The organism is Nitrosomonas sp. (assembly GCF_043753625.1).
Lineage (GTDB): Bacteria > Pseudomonadota > Gammaproteobacteria > Burkholderiales > Nitrosomonadaceae > Nitrosomonas.
In genome coordinates this window covers 1-3,277 of sequence record NZ_JAYUWI010000129.1, presented here as the reverse complement: position 1 = coordinate 3,277, position 3,277 = coordinate 1, and the positions used below count along the sequence as shown (strand labels likewise).

The 3,277-nt window shown below is 42.6% G+C and carries 5 protein-coding genes; 1 reads left to right on the top strand and 4 read right to left on the bottom strand.

Translation table 11 applies throughout. From position 1 onward, the window contains the following. Positions 1-78 precede the first annotated feature (78 nt). Genes ACH10T_RS10900 through ACH10T_RS10890 form a run of 3 tightly spaced genes read right to left on the bottom strand, consistent with a single transcriptional unit; the run spans position 79 to position 1,611 of the window. Positions 79-477 (bottom strand): hypothetical protein, encoded by a 399-nt coding sequence (locus ACH10T_RS10900; protein ID WP_394809303.1) that lies wholly within the window; start codon positions 475-477, stop codon positions 79-81. After that, complete coding sequence (locus tag ACH10T_RS10895; RefSeq protein WP_394809302.1) at positions 470-1,396, bottom strand: toprim domain-containing protein; 927 nt, start codon at positions 1,394-1,396, stop codon at positions 470-472. Before ACH10T_RS10895 ends, ACH10T_RS10900 begins: the two co-directional genes overlap by 8 nt. Before the next feature lie 2 nt (positions 1,397-1,398). Continuing rightward, complete coding sequence (locus ACH10T_RS10890; RefSeq protein ID WP_394809301.1) at positions 1,399-1,611, bottom strand: DNA-binding protein; 213 nt, start codon at positions 1,609-1,611, stop codon at positions 1,399-1,401. Between the two features lie 403 nt (positions 1,612-2,014). Here ACH10T_RS10890 and ACH10T_RS10885 point away from each other — a divergent pair, with 403 nt between their 5' ends. Beyond that, positions 2,015-2,515, top strand: a complete 501-nt coding sequence (locus ACH10T_RS10885; RefSeq protein ID WP_394809300.1) for a ribonuclease HI — start codon at positions 2,015-2,017, stop codon at positions 2,513-2,515. Positions 2,516-2,560: 45 nt separating this feature from the next. On the opposite strand, the gene ACH10T_RS10880 is transcribed toward ACH10T_RS10885, so the two are convergent. Beyond that, positions 2,561-3,277 (bottom strand): DUF4113 domain-containing protein (locus ACH10T_RS10880; protein WP_394809299.1); only part of this gene is annotated, 717 nt, incomplete at its 5' end.

The following is a 3,277-nucleotide window of genomic DNA, read 5'->3' as shown; positions in this document are numbered from 1 at the left end:
TTTTATGCGCTGGCAGAATAAATCCGTCTAGTTTAAAGGGATGGCATGCCAGCTCATCCAAAATATGCATTTTTGCGCTTAATGCGACAGAACCCCTTTTTCTATAACCATTTGAATAAGTTCAGCCGCTGCGCTGTCGCTGTTGCCATTGCCTTCATTAGGATTTGATGCGTCCCAGATATCAGACATCAAAACACCGCTTGGTTTGGCGCGTTTAATTTTTACCCGGTATTCTGCCGCCAACTTCGGATCTGCTTTACGGATGTACTCTAGAGCTTGAAGAAACTCAGGTGACATCAATTCACCCGGCTGTTCTGAGCAAATCGCCAATGTGTCGTCAATAACCTTGCAAGACGCTTGCAATACTTCATCTTGAACGATTTCTGCATCATCAAGATTCAAGACGGCAACATTGGAAACGTTGGCAACATTGTTTTGAAAGTTTTCGTCAGAAGAAATAATTTCTTGATCAAGCATGGTTGCCCCCTGTCAGGATATCATTCCAATCTGTGCCTGGTATCGGTGGGATAAGTAGTTTGCCGCCAATAGATAACGCAGCCTCACGCGCTTTAGTTTGGCCCATGCCTGATAGATCGTTATCCCCGCAAATGATAATTTCAGCATCCGGAGCCAATTCCCTGATGTTTTTTGCGACAGGTAGCAGGTTTCCAGCATCAAACGCAACAACAACACGCTGACCTGATGCTTCAAAAAGACTTGCACCAGTGGCAAATCCCTCACAGATTAAAATGCGCTGTGATAGATCGCCAATGATATGAAAACAGCCGCGCTTGCGTCCGCCTGATAAAAAGCGTTTCTCACCTTTGGGATTAATGAATTGCAGGTTAACCAGTTGGTCTGATTCGTTAAAAATTGGGATAACAAGGGCATCATGATATAACCGCGCTCCGTGTGGTTGAATACGTTTATTTACTAGGTAGGCACGTCCTGACTGTTTGGCGATAGATTTTGATCGGTTATAGATATGAAAAGCCTTAATCGCTGCTGCTTCGTGTTTTTGGCGGATTTCTGCTTCACGTTGAAGCTTGGCCTCGTTGATCTGCTTAATAAGAGCATATGAAACAGACTGGCAACCGTTGCCACTTCGCCAAGTCTGTGAAATACCAGTTTTGTAGTCTTTAAAATATCCTGCTGGGCGTCCGTTAAGGTGCAGTGTATAAGCACCGTTTAGAGTGCCTTGCTTGTGGCCTTCAATGTGGAATCTGTGCAATTTACCATCTGCTATGATCTCACCAGAATAATGAATACCAGAGGCTTGCATTGTTTGGCGGAATTGAGACTCTATGCTGGAAGTGGTATAATTATTGCTTGAATTTAATGAATTAAAAGCACTTGCCCCGGCCATCCCGCTGGGGCTTTTCTTTTGTGGGGTCATGATTAAACCTCCACGCCTAAAACTTTCCTGATTTCCTTTACCGGCCAGGCAAGTCGGCCATTGATCCGTAACGGTCTGATTAATCCGCATTCACTCATCGCCCAGATTCTCAAGGTTTGCGGTTTTCGATTTAAGTAGAAAGCAGCTTGCTCGGTTGATATTACAGCAAGGGTAATTTGCTCGATTGGTTGAAATTGATTTGAAACTGTTTCCATTTTCCACCTCATATTGAAGTTGTAAGGTGTTCAGTATCGTAGAAACAGAGCAATTCGACCTTTTTGCCTTTATTTCTGTTAATAAACAACGATACGCTTATATTAACTAGATAGTCGGCCCTGAAATATCTATGTTGTGTTTAGACTAATAGCGACTAATAAGGCCATTTACCCTAATTCCCTCAGTTGTAATTTAGGATTAAAATGGATGCAATCTAATACTCTCAATGGTTCCAGCCTGTCGATGTCATGAAGCTCATGTAGGGCGCAAATCATGAAAGCAGAAATTTTCTTGTCTTGATTTCTTAATCGCATTCTTCTGAGCCGTATTAGTTAATCCCATTGGCGAGTAGAGTGTGATACTTTGCTTTGAATTTTAGTTGTAAGCAGAATTTATCCAACAATGCTTTATTCTCATATTTTTATCGACGGTAGTGTTAATAACCAATTAAAGATTGGATATGGTGCTTACCTTGTGGTGTCTGAGCTAGGTACAGGTATAGAATTGCTAAAAGATACGGTGAGAGTGAAGCGTTTTGAACAAACTAATTCGACGAGATTGGAATTGCAAACGCTGTTATGGGCATTGGAAGAAATAAATGCCTTAGCCAATGACCACGAACTAATTTTGACAGTTTATACAGATTCGCAAAATATTATTAGCCTGCCGGGAAGGCGCGCCCGTCTTGAAGAAAGTAATTATTTTTCTAGTAAAAACAAACAACTTAACAATTATGAGCTGTACCAAGAATTCTATCGATTGAACTCCAATCTAACATGCGAGTTTGTTAAGGTGATAGGACATCAACCATCTAGTAGAAAGAGTGAGATTGATAAACTATTTGGTTTGGTTGATCAAGCATCCAGGCGTTCGCTCCGAAGAGATTTTCAGCGCATGGAATGAAATAAAATAAAGTATTGAATGGTAAACTATGAGCCAATCTGCCGATCATTTCGTAACACAAATCAATTCATCCCAATTTGTGGTGTAGTTGGGACTTTTATTACCCTGTTTCATTCTCCACGGTTGTTTGTAGCCTTCGGATGCCAGTTTTAAAGTACCCCGCCCCATACGAGCATTGATTTGATCTATGACGCTCATCAATTTGCTGGATTGAGTATCTGTTGCTGATACCGAACCAAAGAGATCCAGTTGCCGGTATTGCCTGGGTACCAGTTCAGACAACATCACACCCGCTTTTTGATATTGGTAGCCACGGCGATAAATCTTGCGTAATCCCCAGAGTGCAACCTTGGTCAGCAATCTTGTATCGTCCGTTTGTCTTGGTAGTGCAATCGTCATGCCATTGGCATAATACGGTTCTTTCTCATTGAATGGACTGGTGCGAATATTGACGTGAACCGATCCGGCATACGATTGTTGTCTTCGCAGCTTCTCTGCTGCACGGCTGATATAAAGGGAGACAGATTCTTCGAGGCTAGCTAGATCGGATACAGAGATTCCGAAGGAACGGGAACTGACGATCTGTTTTTTCGGCGGCTTGATTTCTTCCAGTTCGATACAGGCAGTGCCATTAATTTCGCGAATGATTTTCTCCATCACGACCGAGAAACGGGCGCGCAGTTGCGATGGCGACGCTGTTTTGAGATCCAGCACCGTTTTGATACCTATTTCATGCAGTTTGGGTGCAAGCCGTTTGCCAAT